Source organism: Roseateles sp. GW821-FHT09H10 (assembly GCF_059415865.1).
In genome coordinates this window covers 195,325-210,934 of sequence record NZ_JBWKOB010000003.1, presented here as the reverse complement: position 1 = coordinate 210,934, position 15,610 = coordinate 195,325, and the positions used below count along the sequence as shown (strand labels likewise).

Annotated in this window: 14 protein-coding genes; 9 read left to right on the top strand and 5 right to left on the bottom strand. The window is 69.6% G+C overall.

The window, feature by feature from the left end; translation table 11 throughout:
* Nucleotides 1-15 precede the first annotated feature (15 nt).
* Nucleotides 16-1,380, top strand: a complete 1,365-nt coding sequence (locus AC07OY_RS16600; RefSeq protein ID WP_495043715.1) for an MFS transporter — start codon at nucleotides 16-18, stop codon at nucleotides 1,378-1,380.
* On the opposite strand, the gene pelA is transcribed toward AC07OY_RS16600, so the two are convergent.
* Complete coding sequence (gene pelA, locus AC07OY_RS16595) at nucleotides 1,364-2,653, bottom strand: pectate lyase (RefSeq protein WP_495043714.1); 1,290 nt, start codon at nucleotides 2,651-2,653, stop codon at nucleotides 1,364-1,366. The genes AC07OY_RS16600 and pelA overlap by 17 nt on opposite strands.
* Nucleotides 2,654-2,992: 339 nt before the next feature.
* Between pelA and AC07OY_RS16590 the strand changes: the two genes are divergently transcribed.
* Nucleotides 2,993-4,432 carry a S41 family peptidase gene (locus AC07OY_RS16590; RefSeq protein WP_495043713.1) on the top strand — a complete coding sequence of 480 codons (1,440 nt, stop codon included), beginning with the start codon at nucleotides 2,993-2,995 and terminating at the stop codon, nucleotides 4,430-4,432.
* A gap of 74 nt (nucleotides 4,433-4,506) precedes the next feature.
* Here the strand turns inward: AC07OY_RS16590 and AC07OY_RS16585 are convergent, their stop codons facing one another.
* Nucleotides 4,507-5,673: an MFS transporter gene (locus AC07OY_RS16585; protein ID WP_495043712.1), complete on the bottom strand. Its 1,167-nt coding sequence runs from the start codon at nucleotides 5,671-5,673 to the stop codon at nucleotides 4,507-4,509.
* A gap of 80 nt (nucleotides 5,674-5,753) precedes the next feature.
* On the opposite strand from AC07OY_RS16585, the gene AC07OY_RS16580 reads away from it, so the two are divergent.
* The 5 genes from AC07OY_RS16580 to AC07OY_RS16560 all read left to right on the top strand — a co-directional run bounded on the left by AC07OY_RS16580 (nucleotide 5,754) and on the right by AC07OY_RS16560 (nucleotide 10,654).
* The gene (locus AC07OY_RS16580; RefSeq protein WP_495043711.1) at nucleotides 5,754-6,500 is read left to right on the top strand and encodes a HesA/MoeB/ThiF family protein; all 747 of its coding nucleotides are present in this window, start codon (nucleotides 5,754-5,756) and stop codon (nucleotides 6,498-6,500) included.
* A gap of 67 nt (nucleotides 6,501-6,567) precedes the next feature.
* Nucleotides 6,568-7,452, top strand: coding sequence for an LOG family protein (locus AC07OY_RS16575; protein WP_495043710.1), 885 nt, complete (start codon nucleotides 6,568-6,570; stop codon nucleotides 7,450-7,452).
* Nucleotides 7,449-8,369, top strand: a complete 921-nt coding sequence (gene rocF, locus AC07OY_RS16570) for an arginase (protein ID WP_495043709.1) — start codon at nucleotides 7,449-7,451, stop codon at nucleotides 8,367-8,369. The genes AC07OY_RS16575 and rocF overlap by 4 nt, the downstream gene beginning before the upstream one ends.
* 10 nt (nucleotides 8,370-8,379) lie before the next feature.
* Nucleotides 8,380-9,213: a metallophosphoesterase gene (locus AC07OY_RS16565; RefSeq protein ID WP_495043708.1), complete on the top strand. Its 834-nt coding sequence runs from the start codon at nucleotides 8,380-8,382 to the stop codon at nucleotides 9,211-9,213.
* Between the two features lie 28 nt (nucleotides 9,214-9,241).
* Nucleotides 9,242-10,654 carry an amidohydrolase family protein gene (locus AC07OY_RS16560; RefSeq protein WP_495043707.1) on the top strand — a complete coding sequence of 471 codons (1,413 nt, stop codon included), beginning with the start codon at nucleotides 9,242-9,244 and terminating at the stop codon, nucleotides 10,652-10,654.
* Nucleotides 10,655-10,660: 6 nt separating this feature from the next.
* Here AC07OY_RS16560 and AC07OY_RS16555 read toward each other — a convergent pair whose 3' ends face one another.
* Nucleotides 10,661-11,110, bottom strand: coding sequence for a methyltransferase family protein (locus tag AC07OY_RS16555; protein WP_495043706.1), 450 nt, complete (start codon nucleotides 11,108-11,110; stop codon nucleotides 10,661-10,663).
* Nucleotides 11,111-11,407: 297 nt separating this feature from the next.
* On the opposite strand from AC07OY_RS16555, the gene AC07OY_RS16550 reads away from it, so the two are divergent.
* Nucleotides 11,408-12,025 carry a PEP-CTERM sorting domain-containing protein gene (locus tag AC07OY_RS16550; RefSeq protein WP_495043705.1) on the top strand — a complete coding sequence of 206 codons (618 nt, stop codon included), beginning with the start codon at nucleotides 11,408-11,410 and terminating at the stop codon, nucleotides 12,023-12,025.
* Between the two features lie 72 nt (nucleotides 12,026-12,097).
* Here the strand turns inward: AC07OY_RS16550 and AC07OY_RS16545 are convergent, their stop codons facing one another.
* Nucleotides 12,098-12,910 carry a DUF429 domain-containing protein gene (locus AC07OY_RS16545; RefSeq protein WP_495043704.1) on the bottom strand — a complete coding sequence of 271 codons (813 nt, stop codon included), beginning with the start codon at nucleotides 12,908-12,910 and terminating at the stop codon, nucleotides 12,098-12,100.
* 38 nt (nucleotides 12,911-12,948) lie between these two features.
* Here AC07OY_RS16545 and AC07OY_RS16540 point away from each other — a divergent pair, with 38 nt between their 5' ends.
* The gene (locus tag AC07OY_RS16540) at nucleotides 12,949-14,655 is read left to right on the top strand and encodes a GGDEF domain-containing protein (RefSeq protein ID WP_495043703.1); all 1,707 of its coding nucleotides are present in this window, start codon (nucleotides 12,949-12,951) and stop codon (nucleotides 14,653-14,655) included.
* Here the strand turns inward: AC07OY_RS16540 and AC07OY_RS16535 are convergent.
* Complete coding sequence (locus tag AC07OY_RS16535) at nucleotides 14,652-15,575, bottom strand: LysR family transcriptional regulator (RefSeq protein ID WP_495043702.1); 924 nt, start codon at nucleotides 15,573-15,575, stop codon at nucleotides 14,652-14,654. The two genes, AC07OY_RS16540 and AC07OY_RS16535, sit on opposite strands and share 4 nt — an antisense overlap.
* Nucleotides 15,576-15,610 lie beyond the last annotated feature (35 nt).

Genomic DNA, 15,610 nt, shown 5'->3' with positions numbered 1-15,610 from the left:
GCCCGGAGACAACCGATGAACACCGCCACCGCCTCGCTGGCCCAGGCCAACAGCGCCACCCGCACCCGAAAGCGCTTCGCCATCCTGGCCATGCTCTTCGTCGTCACGACGATCAACTACGCCGACCGCGCCACCCTCTCCATCGCCGGCCCGGCGCTGTCCAAAGAGCTGGGCATAGACGCGGTGACCATGGGCTTCATCTTCTCGGCCTTCGGCTGGTCCTATGTGATCGCCCAGCTGCCGGGCGGCTGGCTGCTGGACCGCTTCGGCTCCAAGCTGGTCTATGCGGCCAGCATCTGCCTGTGGTCGGTGTTCACGCTGCTGCAGGGCGGCATCAGCTTCATCACGGCCAATGTGGGCCTGGCGGTGGTCGCGCTGTTCGCGCTGCGCTTCCTGGTCGGCGCGGCCGAGGCGCCGTCCTTCCCGGCCAACGGCCGCATCGTGGCGAGCTGGTTCCCGGCCAACGAGCGCGGCACGGCCTCGGCCATCTTCAACTCGGCCCAGTATTTCGCCACCGTGCTGTTCGCGCCGCTGATGGGCTGGATCACGCACAGCTACGGCTGGCCGGCCGTCTTCGTCGTCATGGGCCTGCTGGGCATCGCCCTCAGCGTCGTCTGGCTGAAGACCATCTACACGCCCAAGACCCACCCGGGCATCAACCGCGCCGAGCTGGACTACATCGCCGCCGGCGGCGCCCTGGTCAACATGGATCAGCCGGGCAACCAGAGCCGCAGCTTTGCCCCGAACTCGCCCAAGCTCGGCTACATCAAGCAGCTGCTCAGCAATCGCATGCTGATGGGCGTCTATGTCGGCCAGTACTGCATCACGACACTGACCTATTTCTTCCTGACCTGGTTCCCCGTCTACCTGGTCAAGGAACGCGGCATGTCCATCCTCAGCGCCGGCTTCGTCGCGGCGCTGCCGGCCATCTGCGGCTTTGCGGGTGGCGTGCTGGGTGGTGTCATCAGCGACGGCCTGCTGCGCCGGGGCAAGAGCCTGACGCTGGCGCGCAAGACGCCCATCGTCATCGGCATGCTGCTGTCCACCAGCATGATCCTGTGCAACTACGTCGACAGCGCGGCCGTCGTCGTCGCCATCATGTCGCTGGCCTTCTTCGGCAAAGGGCTAGGCGCTCTCGGCTGGGCCGTCGTGTCGGACACCTCGCCCAAGGAGATCTCGGGCCTGAGCGGTGCGCTGTTCAACACCTTCGGCAATACCGCCGGCATCACCACGCCCATCGTCATCGGCTATCTGATCAGCGGCACCGGTTCCTTCAACGCGGCCCTGGTGTTTGTCGCGGCCAATGCGCTGGTCGCGGTGTGCTGCTATCTGTTCGTTGTCGGCGACATCAAGCGCTTCGAACTCAGGAAGGGTGCTTGAGCACCCAGACCTCAAAAGCCTCCAGCGTCTTCGCCGGCCAGGTGCCCCACCAGGCGTAGCCGTTGCGGCGCTCCAGGCTGATGTCGTTGACGTCGTCGTGCAGGCTTTTGTCGCGGTCGCCGAAGACGGGCTTGAGCGTCCTCGCGTCGTAATAGCGCGCCCACAGCGGTCCGGCACCGGGCTGCTCGACCAGCCGGCGGCCCTGGGCCTCGTCGCCCTTCACCCAGGCACGGTCGCGCACGGCCAGCCCGCGCAGCGTGAAGACGCCGCGCTTGACGGCCTGGACCACGTCCGGCGGCGGGTCCGGCAGGCTCATCAGGAAGGCCAGCACGCGGGCGCTCTCGCCGCTGCTCAGGGCCGGCGGCTCGTAGTTGCGGGCCGAGGCCGGCACCAGCGTCAATGGGTCGTGCTGCTGGGCCCAGAGCGTGGGCTTGGCGTCGATGGGCACCTGCGCCAGCAGCAGCAACTCCACGGCGCGCGCCTGGGCCGCCGCCGCCTCGGCCTTCAGCGCAGCCGGCAGAAAAGCGAGGCCCTGCTCGCCGCGCGCGGCCAGGCCCATCAATTCGGCCACCTCGACCAGCGCGTTGTCGTTCAGCGTGATGGCGTCGTGATAGCCGCCCTGCAGCGGCCAGACCTGGGGCCAGCCGCCGTTGGGGAACTGGGCCGCCAGCAGATAGCGCAGGCCGCGCTCGGCCGCCTGGCGCCAGGCGGCGCCGGCCTCGCCCGGGTGGGCGGCCGCCATGAGGGCCAGGAAGCGGATCTCGGTCGTCGTGGCGTCGTTGTCGATGGTGCCGACATAGCTCCAGTGGCCGGGCTTGTCGAAATCGTCAGGCGCCGCCGCCCGCGGGTTGCTGTCGGCCACCCAATGCTGGCCGCGCTGGCGTGGCGGCGCATTGCGCGGCTGGTTCTTGCCCCAGCCCCCGGCGGGCGTCTGGTAGCTCAGGATGTTGCGCGCCACGGCCAGGGCCGCCTCGCCGGCATACCAGGGCGGCGGCCGGTCCAGCGGCATGGTGGCCGCGCCAGGGCCGCCTTCGGGTGCGGCGGGCCAGGTCGCCAGGCCCCGGCGCTCGGCGGCCAGCGCGGCGCGGTCGGCGCCCAGTTGGGCGAGGGAGCGGGCCAGATAGGCCTGCCAGGCGCCCTTCTCGGCCGCCGGCAGCGCCGCGACGCGCTCGGCCGTCAGCGCCTCGGCCGGCGCAATGCTGCCGATGCGGGCCGCGAAGGCCAGCGGCGCGAGGGCGAGAACGAGCAGGGCGAAGCGGCTGGTGGCGGACATGGAAGGCAATTTAGCGGCCTTCAGCAGCCTCGTCGCGCCCACTCCCACAGCACTCACACAGTTGATTGCGGATGAAACACCGGGCCGCCTTGCCCATCTGCCGCTGCGCCCCCAGATCGGCTGACACAGGCCCTGCAGGCCGCCAGAGCGGCCCTCACGGCCACCCCTGACTTTCGACAGGCCGCACGAGAAGTAACGCCCGCGCATTCCATCACTCCATACCCGATTTGAAGGGTTTCCAGCAGGTAAATCGATGCCGCGCATAAATCACCGACCGCTAAACTGGCCCCACCTGTCAAGCTGTTTCGACAGGATCACGTTGATAGAGGACTCGGCTACATGAGCTCCAGATTGAAAGTCGCCGGTTGGGTTGCCCTCGGTGCCGTCGCAGGTGCCCTCACCACGATGCAACTCCAGGCCAACGCACGCAGCACGCTGTCGCCGCTGCCTCTGGACGAAATGCAGCAGCTCGCCGCTGTCTTCGGCCTCGTCAAGAGCGACTACGTCGAGCAGGTCGACGAGAAGAAGCTCATCAACGACGCCATCGCCGGCATGGTGTCCGGCCTGGACCCCCACTCCCAGTTCTTCGACAAGAAGACCTTCAAGGAATTCCGTGAAGGCACGACCGGCAAGTTCGTCGGCGTCGGCATCGAGATCGGCATGGAAGACGGCCTGGTCAAGATCGTCTCCCCCATCGAAGGCTCGCCCGCCTTCCGCGCCGGCCTGAAGAGCGGCGACATGATCAGCCGCATCGATGACACCGCCGTGCGCGGCATGACCATCGACCAGGCCGTCAAGAAGATGCGCGGCGACCCGTCCACCAAGGTCAGCCTGACCATCTTCCGCAAGGCCGAGAACCGCAGCTTCCCCGTGACCATCACGCGTGAAGAGATCAAGGTCCAGAGCGTGCGCGCCAAGGTCGTCGAGCCCGGCTATGCCTGGATCCGCGTCAGCCAGTTCCAGGACCGCACCGTCGACGACTTCGCCAAGAAGCTCGAGGACATCTACAAGCAGGAGCCCAACCTGAAGGGCCTGGTGCTGGACCTGCGCAACGACCCGGGCGGCCTGCTGGACGGCGCCATCGCCATCTCGGCCGCCTTCCTGCCCAAGGGCGTGGAAGTGGTGTCGACCAATGGCCAGATCGCCGAATCCAAGGCCAGCTACCGCGCCGAACCTGACGACTACCGCCGCCGCGGCGGCGACGACCCGATCAAGCGCCTGCCCGCCGCGCTGAAGAACGTGCCTCTGGTGGTGCTGGTCAACGAAGGCTCGGCCAGCGCCAGCGAGATCGTCGCCGGCGCCCTGCAGGACCACAAGCGCGCCACCGTCATGGGCGCCCAGACCTTCGGCAAGGGCTCGGTGCAGACCGTGCGCCAGCTCGGCCCGGAAAGCGCGCTGAAGATCACCACGGCGCGCTACTACACGCCGAGCGGCCGCTCCATCCAGGCCAAGGGCATCGTGCCCGACGTCATGCTGGACGAAACCGCGGAAGGCAATGTCTTCGCCGCCCTGCGCATGCGCGAGGCCGACCTCGAGAAGCATCTGAACAACGGCCCGGAGGCGGAAGAGAACGAAGCCCGCCTGAAGGCCCGCGAGGAAGCCCGCCAGAAGCTGGAAGCCGAGTACGCCAAGCGCGCCGAGCCGCCCAAGCCCCTGCCCGAGTTCGGCTCCACCGAAGACTTCCCGCTGATGCAGGCCCTGAACAAGCTCAAGGGCCAGCCGGTCATCGCTTCCAAGTCGGCCGTCGAACGCAAGGCCGAAGCCAAGACGTCGGAATAACTACAAAGAGCTCCTGAGCTTCAAGCACATCGGGCCTCGCAAGAGGCCCGTTTTCTTTGGCAGCCAGGATTCGATCAAGATCGGCGGATCAAGGCCAGTGCCCCAAGCGCCGCCGCCGCACCGAGAGCCGGCACTGCGCGCCAGCCGAAGGCCGCCAGCAGGGCCGAGCCCAGGGCTGCGCCGCTGGCCATGCCGACGAACATCGAGCTGACCAGCACCGCGTTGAGCCGGCTGCGCGAGGCGGGGTCCAGGCTGTAGACCACGCTCTGGTGCGACACCAGGGCCGCCTGCACGCCGAGGTCGAAAACCACGGCGACGGCCACCAGCAGCCACAGCGAGGCCGGCGCCAGCGCCTGCGCGGCAAAGGCGACGAAGACCAGCAGGGCCCCGACGCGGATGACGGCCTGCGGGCCGCGCCTGTCGGCCAGCCCACCGGCCAGAGGCGCCGCGAGCGCACCGGCGGCGCCAGCCAGGCCGAAGGCGCCCGCCACCGCGCTGCCCTGGCCAAAGTCCGGCCCGGCCAGCACCAGGGCCAGCGTCGACCAGAAGGCGCTGAAGGCCACGCTCAGCAGGCCTTGCGCCAGGGCCGCCCGCCGCAGCGGCGCGTGGCGGGTCCACAGCGTGGCCATGGACAGCAGCAGCGAGCCATAGCCCGCCGACGTCGCCGGCACGAAACGCGGCAGGCCGCGCCACAGCAGCGGGATCAGCAGCGCCACGGCCAGGGCCGCCACGGCATAGACCGCGCGCCAGCCGGCCACCGCCGCCAGCGAGCCGCTGGCCACGCGCGACAGCAGGATGCCCAGCAGCAACCCAGTCATGACCTGGCCGACACGCTTGCCGCGCTCGGCCTCGGGCGCCAGCGTCGCCACGGCCGGCACGATGTCCTGGGCCAGGGTGGCGGTCAGGCCGATGGCCACGCTGGCCACGCAAAGGGCCACAAACCCCGGCGCCGCGGCGGCCAGCCCCAGCGCGACGACCAGGGCCAAGGCCTTGACCGCGATGATGCGGCGCCGGTCGAAACGGTCGCCCAGCGGCGACAGCAGCAGGATGGCCGCCGCATAGCCGAGCTGGGTCAGCGTGGGCAGCAGGCCGATGGCTGCGCCACCGACGCCGAACTGGTCGGCCAGCAGGCCGAGCAGGGGCTGGATGTAATAGATGGACGCCACCGCCAGGCCGGTGGCGGTGGCAAGCAGCAGGGTCAGCGCGGGGCTGAGCGGCGTGACGGCGGGCAGGGACTTCATCGCCGCCAGTGTCGCGAGCGCTTGCAAACCTTGCCGGACCAGGGCTTAGGCGCCCGGGTGGCGGCGCTATCCTGCCTGCCATGAACGACGACGACCTGCTGCGCTATTCCCGCCATCTGCTGCTGGACGAGATCGGCATCGAGGGCCAGCAGCGCCTGCTCGACGCCCGCGCCCTCGTCATCGGGGCCGGCGGCCTGGGCTCGCCGGTGGCCCTCTACCTCGCGTCGGCCGGCGTCGGCCGCATCACCCTGGTCGACCATGACAAGGTGTCGCTGACCAATCTGCAGCGCCAGATCGCGCATGACATGAGCAGCCTGGACAAGCTCAAGGTCGAGTCCGCCGCGGCACGCATGGCGGGGCTCAACCCCGGCGTGCAGGTGCGGGCGTTGGCACAGAAGGCCGATGCCGCCCTGCTCGACGCGGAAGTGCCGTGCGTGGATGTCGTCATCGACTGCACCGACAACTTCGCCACCCGCCACCTCGTCAACGCCGCCTGCGTGCGCCACCGCAAGCCCTTGGTGTCGGGCGCCGCCATTGGCTTCGACGGCCAGATCAGCGTCTATGACAGCCGCTCGGGCGAGCAGCCCTGCTATGCCTGCCTGTTCCCGCCGGAGTCCGGCTTCGAGGACGTCGCCTGCTCGACCATGGGCGTGTTCGCGCCGCTTGTGGGCATCGTCGGCAGCCTGCAGGCCGCCGAGGCGCTGAAGCTGCTGGCCGGTGTCGGCGAGCCGCTGGCCGGGCGCCTGCTGATGCTGGACGGCCGGCGCATGCAGTGGAGCGAGATCACCATGCAGCGGGACCCGGAGTGTTCCGTCTGCGCTGGATGAAATCCGGTGGGTGCCTTGCAATGAGGCACAAAATCCAGTTCCAAAGATCACAAAATCCCGCCGCCCCATGAAGCCCACCGACGTCCCGACGCGCAACTTCCCCACTGCCAAGGAAGAGTGCCGCGACCTGCCCCCGCATCCCGACTACGACGGCCCGGGCGCCGCCTACAACCTGGCTTTCAAGGACGAGCACTTCCTGCTGCGCCAGGACATGCGCGCCGTGCGCATGCAGCTGGAGCTGATGAAGCCCGAGCTGCTGCAGAACGAGCAGGGCGTCAAATCCACCATCGTCATCTTCGGCAGCGCCCGCATCCTGTCCGAAGAAGCCGCCCAGGCCCTGCTGACCGTGGCCGAGGACCGCGGCGATGAGGAAGGCGCCCTGCGCGCCCGCCGCCACCTGGCCATGAGCCGCTACTACGAGGAAGCGCGCCGCTTCGCCCAGATCGCGACGGCCGCCTGCACCGAGCGCGGCAACCATGTCGTCATCGCCACCGGCGGCGGCCCCGGCATCATGGAAGCCGGCAACCGCGGCGCCTACGAGATGGGCGGCAAGAGCGTGGGCCTGAACATCGTGCTGCCCCACGAGCAGTACCCCAATCCCTACATCACGCCCGAGCTGTGCTTCCGCTTTCACTACTTCGGCCTGCGCAAGATGCATTTCCTGATGCGCGCCGTCGCCCTGGTCTGCTTCCCGGGCGGCTTCGGCACGCTGGATGAACTCTTCGAGACGCTGACGCTGATCCAGACCAAGAAGAGCCGCCCCCGCCCCATCCTGCTGTTCGGCCGCGAGTTCTGGACCAAGCTGCTCAACATCGAGTGGCTGATCGAGACCGGCATGATCAAGCCGGAAGACCAGCAGCTCTTCCACTACGTCGAGACCGCCGAGGAAGCTTGGGGCCTGCTCGAATCCCAACCCGAACTCGCCGCGCCCGCGAGCGCCGCCAAACCATGACCAAACTCCGCAATGTCTCCCTGATCGGCGCCCCCACCGACATCGGCGCCGGTGCCCGCGGTGCCAGCATGGGCCCCGAGGCCATGCGCGTGGCCGGCCTGGCCGAGGCCCTGCGCGCCCGCGGTGTCGACGTCGTCGACCGCGGCAACCTCAGCGGCCCGTCCAACCCCTGGCTGCCGCCAACCGCCGGCTACCGCCATCTGCAGGAAGTGGTGGCCTGGAACCAGACCGTGCATGACGCCGTCTACAACGAGCTCAAGACCGGCCGCATGCCCATCCTGCTGGGCGGCGACCACTGCCTGGGCCTGGGCTCCATCAGCGCCGTGGCCCGCCACTGCCGCGACGCCGGCAAGAAGCTGCGCGTGCTGTGGCTGGACGCCCATGCCGACTTCAACACCAGCGAGCTGACCCCCAGCGGCAACATCCATGGCATGCCGGTCGCCTGCCTGTGCGGCTTCGGCCCCAAGGAGCTCATCGAGATCGGCGGCCATGTGCCGGCCATCTCGCCGAAGTGGATCCGCCAGATCGGCATCCGCAGCGTCGACGAGGGCGAGCGCGCCTTCGTGCACGAGCACGACCTGGAAGTGTTCGACATGCGCTTCATCGACGAGATGGGCATGCGCCACACCATGGAGCTGGCCCTGGCCACGCTGGACGACAACACCCATCTGCACGTCAGCTTCGACGTCGACTTCCTCGACCCCGTCATGGCGCCAGGCGTCGGCACGACGGTCGGTGGCGGCCCGACCTACCGCGAGGCGCACCTCTGCATGGAGATGATTGCCGACACCGGCCGCATGGCGTCCATGGACCTGATGGAGCTGAACCCGGCGCTGGACGAGAAGAACCGCACCGCGCTGGTGGCGGTCGACCTGATCGAATCCTTGTTCGGCAAGAGCACGCTGATGCGCAAGTAAGGCCGCCGGCATGGACGCGACACCCTATCTGCTCGTCCAGCTCAGCGACCCGCACATCACGCATCCGGGCCAGCTGATCTGCGGCCGCGTCGATACGGCCGCGGCGCTGCGCCACGCCGTCGAGCGCGTGCTGCAGGTCCGGCCGAAACCCGTCGCCGTGCTGATCAGCGGCGACCTCGTCGACGCGGGCCATCCGGCCGAGTACGCGCAACTGCGCGAACTGCTGCAGCCCCTGATCGACGCCGGCATCCCGCTGGCTCTGCTGCCCGGCAACCACGATGCCCGTGGGCCGCTGCAGGAGGCCTTTGCGGGCCTCAACGGCGTGCACTGCGGGCAGAGCGGTGCGGCCAGCATCCAGTACGCCCTGGACCTGCCCGGTCCGCTGCGCCTGGTGGTGCTGGACAGCCTGATGCCGGGCCGCCCCGAAGGCGGCTTCGATGACGCGCGGTTGGCCCAGGCCCGGACACTGCTGGCCGAGCGGCCGGCCGTCCCCACCCTCGTCGCCCTGCACCATCCGCCGCACGCGACCGGCCTGGTCGTCATGGACACAATGTCGCTGCAGCAGGGCCTCGCCGGCTTCGAGGCGCTGATCGCCGCCCACCCGCAGGTGGAGCGTGTCGTCTGCGGCCATCTGCACCGCATGACGCTGGGCCGCGTGGCGCACGCCCCTGCCCTCAGCGCACCCTCCACGGCCCACCAGGTCGAGCTGAACCTGGGGACCGATGCGCCGCTGTCCATCGCGCTGGAACCGGCCGGCTGGCTCATCCATGCCTGGGGGCCGGGCCTGCCGCTCGTCAGCCATCTCGCTCACGCCGGAACGCCCGAGTTGATCCCAGGCAACTAGCGTGACGCAACGTGGGAGGATTCGGCGCATGAAGAAGCCGCTCGCACTCCTCGCCCTTGCCCTCGCTGCCCAAGCCTTCGCGCAGCAGCCCAACGACACCGAGCGCTACACACTCTTCACCGCCCCCATCACGCTGCTGCGCAATGCCCAGCTCTACGACGGCAGCGGCGCCGCGCCGCGCGAGCGCATGAGCGTACTGATCCGCGATGGCCGCATCGCGGAAGTGAAGCCCGATGCCGAGCTCAAGGCCCCGGCCGGCGCGCTCGTGAAGGACCTGGCCGGCGGCGCGCTGATGCCAGGCTTCGTGCTGATGCACGAGCACCTCTTCTACCCGACCGAGCGTGGCAGCTACGGTGCCTTCTTCCAGAGCTTTCCGCTGCTCTATCTGGCCGGCGGCGTGACGACGATGCGCACGGCCGGCAGCATGAGCCCCTACGCCGATCTCAACACCTGGAAGGACATCCGCGACGGCAAGGCCCCGGGGCCGGACCTGGACGTCACGGCGCCCTTCCTGAATGGCATCCAGGCCTTTGTCGCCCAGGTGCCGCGCCTCGTCGATGCCGCGGACGCCGTGCGCCAGGTGGGCTACTGGGCCGACGTCGGCGCCACCTCGTACAAGGGCTATATGCACCTGACGCGCGAGCAGCTGGACGCCATCGTGAAGGCCGCCCACGAGCGCAAGGCCAAGGTCACGGCCCATCTCTGCGCGGTGACCTATGCCGAGGCCGCGGCCATGGGCATAGACAACCTGGAGCATGGCTTCTTCGCGTCCACGGACTTTGTCGAAGGCAAGCAGGCGGACACCTGCCCGGCCGGCGACGCCGCGCCCAAGTCCCTCGATGCGCTGGCCGTCGACGACCCGCGCATGGCGGCCCTGCAGCGCCAGATGATCGACAAGAAGGTGGCCCTGACGTCGACGCTGACCATCTTCGAGACCTTCTCCTACGGCCGCCCGATGGCGCCCGCCGCGGCCCTGGATCTGCTGATCCCGCAGATGCGCGAGCAATACGTGGCCCGCTACACCGCCATCCAGCGCGGCGGCCCCAATCCGCATGGCCGCATCTTTCCGAAGAACATGGTCTGGGAGAAGCGCTTCCACGACGCCGGCGGCCTGCTCGTCGCCGGTACGGATCCAACGGGCTATGGCGGCGTCATCCCGGGCTACTCGTCGCTGCGCCAGTTCGAGCTGCTGCGCGAGGCCGGCTTCGACGCGGCAACCACAGTCAAGGTCATGACGGCCAATGGCGCGACCTATCTGGGCCGCACGGCCGACGTCGGCCGCATCGCCCCAGGCCTGCGCGCGGACCTGATCGCCTTCGCCGCGCCGCTGGACGCGACCAAGCCGACCCTGCCGGAAGTGGCCTGGACGATGAAGGCGGGGCGGGCCTGGGACCGGGCCAAGATCCTCAATGCGTGGAAGGGGCAGGTGGGGCTGCGCTGACGCACGTCAGAACAGCCAGCGCGGCACGCGCCGCACATAGTCCAGCCACGCTTGGCCATGCGTCTTCGCCAGCCACGGCTCCTCGCCCAGCACCACACGCGTCTGGAAGGCCACCACCACGAACGCCGCATACACGCCCAGCCCCGCCGAGCCAAAGCTCCAGGCCCAGCCCGCGAGGATGAGCAGCACCGCCACATACATCGGGTTGCGCGAGTAGCGGTACAGGCCGACAACGACGAGCCGCTCGGGCGGTGCCCAGGGCGCCAGCGTGCCGCGGCCGGCGACGTAGAAGTCGCGCACGCACCAGAGCAGGCCCGCGACGCCGACCAGTCCGGGCAGCAGGCCCGACGGCTGCAGCAGTTGCGTGTGCCCGCTCGCCATCAGCCAGCCCGCCGGGACGGCGAAGGCGACGACGCCGGGCAGCGCCAGGAAGGCCAGCAAGGCACGCCAGAACATGGGCCGGATGATGCCGGCTCGGGTCCTGGCGATCCATATCGCCCGGAAGGGTCAGGTCTGCCGAACCTGGGGCGGCAGAGGCCACAGCCTTCTTCAAGCTGACAGCAGGCCTTCGTTCGACGCCCCCAGACCACGCCCGAGGGCCTCCCAAGGCCCGAATCCCGCGACCACGGGGTGGCGGCATCAGGCGTCGGCTCTTCCAATCAGCCGCGGGGGGCAGTGAGCCCGGATCCAACAACTCAACCAAAGTCGAACATGCGAAAAATCCTTGCCGCGGCCACCCTTGCCGCCTGTGCCGTGAGCGCTTCTGCTGGCGTCGTCGTGACCCAGAACCGCGCGGCCTTCCAAGCCGGCCTCGTCAACGGCTTCACGGTCGAAGACTTCACCGCCAGCGCCCACTTCCCGATCAGCAGCGGCGTGCTCAACAGCAGCACCAATGAAGCCGGCATCGCTCCCGGCGACATCAAGGCCGGCGTCACCTACTCGACGACCCTCGGCAGCGGCAACTTCTTCAACATCGACGCAGGCGGCGGTTTCGACGGCGGCTTCCTCGACACGGTCACCGGCTTCCACCTGCTGACGGTCACCTTCAACAACGCGGTTTCCGGCTTCGGTTTCGACACCAACTCGCTGGCGCCCAATGTCGACCTGACCATCTTCTTCGACGACAACACCTCGCTGTTCTTCCACGACGTGGCCCAGCAGATGGAGTTCTTCGGCTTCACCACCGACAGCGGCGCCAAGATCACGTCGGCCGTCATCGGCAGCCGCGCGAACAGCACCTTCACCTTCGCGCTCGACAACTTCACCTTCGGCAACGGCGCGAACGTCAACACGGTTCCGGAACCCGGCAGCCTGCTGCTGGCCGCCACGGCCATTGGCGCGGCACTGCGCCTGCGTCGCAAGAAGGCCTGACGGCCGAAGTCCCCAGGCGCAGCGGGCGGGCGATGCCCGCGCTGCGCTGCGGGGCGCCTCGACGGCGCCTGGTCAGGCGCTGACGATCCAGCCTTCCAGCGGGTCCACGCCCTCGGGCCAGCCGTAGCGCGGCTGCGTGGCGGCCCAGGCCGCCTGCAGCATGGCCAGTACCGCGTCCAGGCTGTCGCCGCTGGCGTCCGCCACCAGCTCGTCGCGCTGCGCGTGGCTCAGCTTGAGCCGCAGACCCAACCGCATGCGGCCCTGTTCCAGCGCGTCGACAATGTCCTTGCGCGCGATCAACCGCTCCGGCGTCTGCGCCGCCTTGCTGTCGCTCTTGTAGGAACGCCGTGCGATCAGCTCGCGCGCCAGCAGGCCGGGATAGGCCTCCAGCGCGACGCGACCGGCATCGCCGTCGAGATGGCCGGGCAGATGCACGCCCGCCTCGATCAGGCGGGGGACACCGGCATGCAGCATCCAGGCCACCGGTGGGTTGACCCATTTCATGCTCGGGCTGGCGCCGGCCGGCCCGTCGCAGGCGCGATGGGCGAACTTGGCACCGACGGGCCGGGCATCGCAGAAGGCGGCGAAGCGCTCCCGGATCGCCGCGCGCTCCAGGCCGGCATAGTGCGCCATCAAGGCCGCATAGTCCGTCGGCCAGCCGAGGTGCTCGACCAGTTCGCGCGGCAGGCCGAAGGGCAGGTCGAATCCGGCCACCCAGGGCCCCGGTTGGGTCAGCCACTCGGAAAACTCCTCCAGGCTGTGTAGCGCTACCAGTCGGTTGAGGCGCACCACGGCACCGTGGCGCTGGCCGGCTGCGATGCAAATGGGCTTGGCGCGCCGGGGCGCACTCGTGAAGTCGACCCCGAAAACAGCGATGTCCGTCATGGCCGGCATTCTGGGCCTAGGCAGAATCGACGGATTCCATGTCAGACGTGCTCGACCTGCCCGCCCCAGCCGCCGAAAGCCCCGGTTTCGACACCGCCGCCTTCGACGCCGCCTTTGCCGCCGCCCGCGTGCGCGCGGCGGCGGGGGCCTATCAGGCATCCAGCGAAGTGCTGGAGCAACTGCTGCTGGGCTGCCCGCCGGCCGAGTTGCGCCGGCGCGCCGAGACGCTCGCCCTGCTGGCCCACCAGTACCCGCGCCTGGGCAAGCTGACGGCCAGCGCGCGCTGCGCGACCGAGGCCCTGGCCCTGGCCGAGCGCCTGCGCGACGACGGCCTGCTGGCCGATGCGCTGACCAGCCAGTGCTATGTCTACGGCCAGTTGCTGATGGGCCGCGAGGCGCTGGAATCGGGCATGAGGGCGCTGGCCGCCGCGCGCCGCGCCGCCGACCCCGTGCGCGAGGCCTGGGCGCTGAACCGCGTCGGCATCGCCTACTCCAGCCTGGAGAACCCGGTCCAGGCCTGCGCCTCGGCCGGCCAGGCCCTGGAGATCGCCGCCCGCAGCGACTGCGCCGAGGTGCTGTTCTCCTGCCACAACAACCTCGCCTATTTCTGGCTGCGCCGTGTCGAGGAGGCCCAGACCCTGGGCGACGCCGCCGCCCTGGCCGATGCCGTCGCCAGCGCCCTGCGCACGGCCGAGCAGGCCACCGTGCTGGCGCGCCAGTCGGGCAGCCCCTTCCAGGTCGCCGTGGCCGTGTCCAACCGCGTCAATGCGCTGCTGGCAGGCGGCCTGCTGGACGAGGCCCTGCCGCTGCTGAACGAATTCGGCCACCTGGCCCATGACCACGGCTACCGCACGCTGGCCATCGAGGCCGACGCCCAGCGCGCCGTCTTCCTGCGCCTGAAGGGCGAGCCCCTGCAGGCCGCGCGCATCCTGGAGGCCCTGCTGCATGCCGCCACCGAGCCGCCGCCCAAGCTGCGCCGCCTGCTGATCCGCTCGCTGTACGAGACCCACAAGGCCTGCGGCCAGTACCGCGAGGCCCTGGGCTGGCTGGAGGAACTCGTCGGCCTGGACCGCCAGATCACGCGCGACAACCTGGTGCTGCAGACCGAAGTCATCCTGATCCGCGACCAGGTCGAGCAGGCCCAGGCCCGCGCCGACAGCGCCACCGCCGACGCCCGCCGCGAGCGTGCCCGTGCCGTCCATCTCGAGACCGAGCAGGCGCGGCTGCGCGAGCACGCCATGGCCCTGGACCGTGCCGCGCATGAAGACGTGCTGACCGGCCTGCACAACCGCCGCCACGCCGAGTTCGCCCTGCCCCTGCTGGTGGAGGGTGCTCGCATGGCCAACCAGGTCATCAGCGTCGCGGCCCTGGACGTCGACCACTTCAAGAAGATCAACGACACCCACGGCCATGCGGTGGGCGACGCCGTGCTGCAGCAGCTCGCCCAGCTGCTGCGCCACCGGCTGCGCAGCGCCGACCTGATGGCCCGCATCGGCGGCGAGGAATTTCTGGCCGTGCTGGTCGGCATCGCGCCCCAGCAGGCCGCCGAGATCTGCGAACGCCTGCGCCTGGCCGTCGTCGAGCACGACTGGGCGGCCATCACGCCGGGCCTGCTGGTGCGCATCAGCGTCGGCATCTCCGGCGGCGCGCCGCAGCAGCACCAGGGCGACAGCCTGCTCAACCGTGCCGACCAGGCGCTGTATGCGGCCAAGCGGGGTGGGCGTAACCGGGTGCATGTCGACTAGCCGGCCACCCCTGGCAAGGTCGCGAAATACCGCTTCAGCGCCTCCACCGCCACCCTCACCTTGGCCGGCTCGCCCTCGCGCCGCTGGGTGACGGCGACGACCGGCATCGGCGTGAAGCGCCATTGCGGCAGCAGCCGTACCAAAGTGCCGCGCGACAGCTGCGCCAGCACATCGGCATAGCCCAGGCGAGCGATGCCCAGCCCCTGCTCGCACATCTGCTGCAGGGCCATGTGGTTGTTGCTGGCAATGCGCACCGGCACCTGCACGCGCTGGCTTTCGCCACCTGCGCCATGCAGCAGCAGCGCAATGGTGGGCACCGCCTCGCCGCCGTCCTGCGTCTCGCGCGCCCAGGCAATCCAGTCGAAGCCGGCCAAGTCCGCCGGCATGGCCGGCAGGCCGTGGCGTTCGACATAGGCCGGCGCGGCACACAAGATCATCTCGATCTCACACAAGGGCCGCGCCACCCAGCTGGAATCGGCAAGCTGGCCGACGCGCACGGCGATGTCGATGCGCTCGTCGATGAGGTCGATCATGGCGTCGTCCACCAGCAGGCGCAGCCTCAGGTCCGGCGCCTGGGCCAGCACGGGTGCCAGCGCCTGGGCGATATGCGAAGCAAAGCCCACCGGTGCCGCCACGCGCAGCTCGCCACTGGGTGCATCGCGCGCATGCACCAGCGAATCGGCTGCCGCACGGGCCGCCTCCACCAGGCGCAGGCAATGCGGATAGCAGCGCTCGCCGGCCTCGGTCAGCGTGAGCTTGCGCGTCGAGCGGTGCAGCAGCGTCACACCCATCTGGCGCTCCAGCGCGCGCAGGGTCTGGCTGACGGCCGAGGCGCTCATGCCCAACCGCCGCCCGGCCGCGCTCATGGAGCCGGCAGCCACCGTTTCGGCGAACACCGCATAGGGCTTCAATTCGTCCATCTGTAAGCATCACTTCAAAGTGATGGCGATTTTGG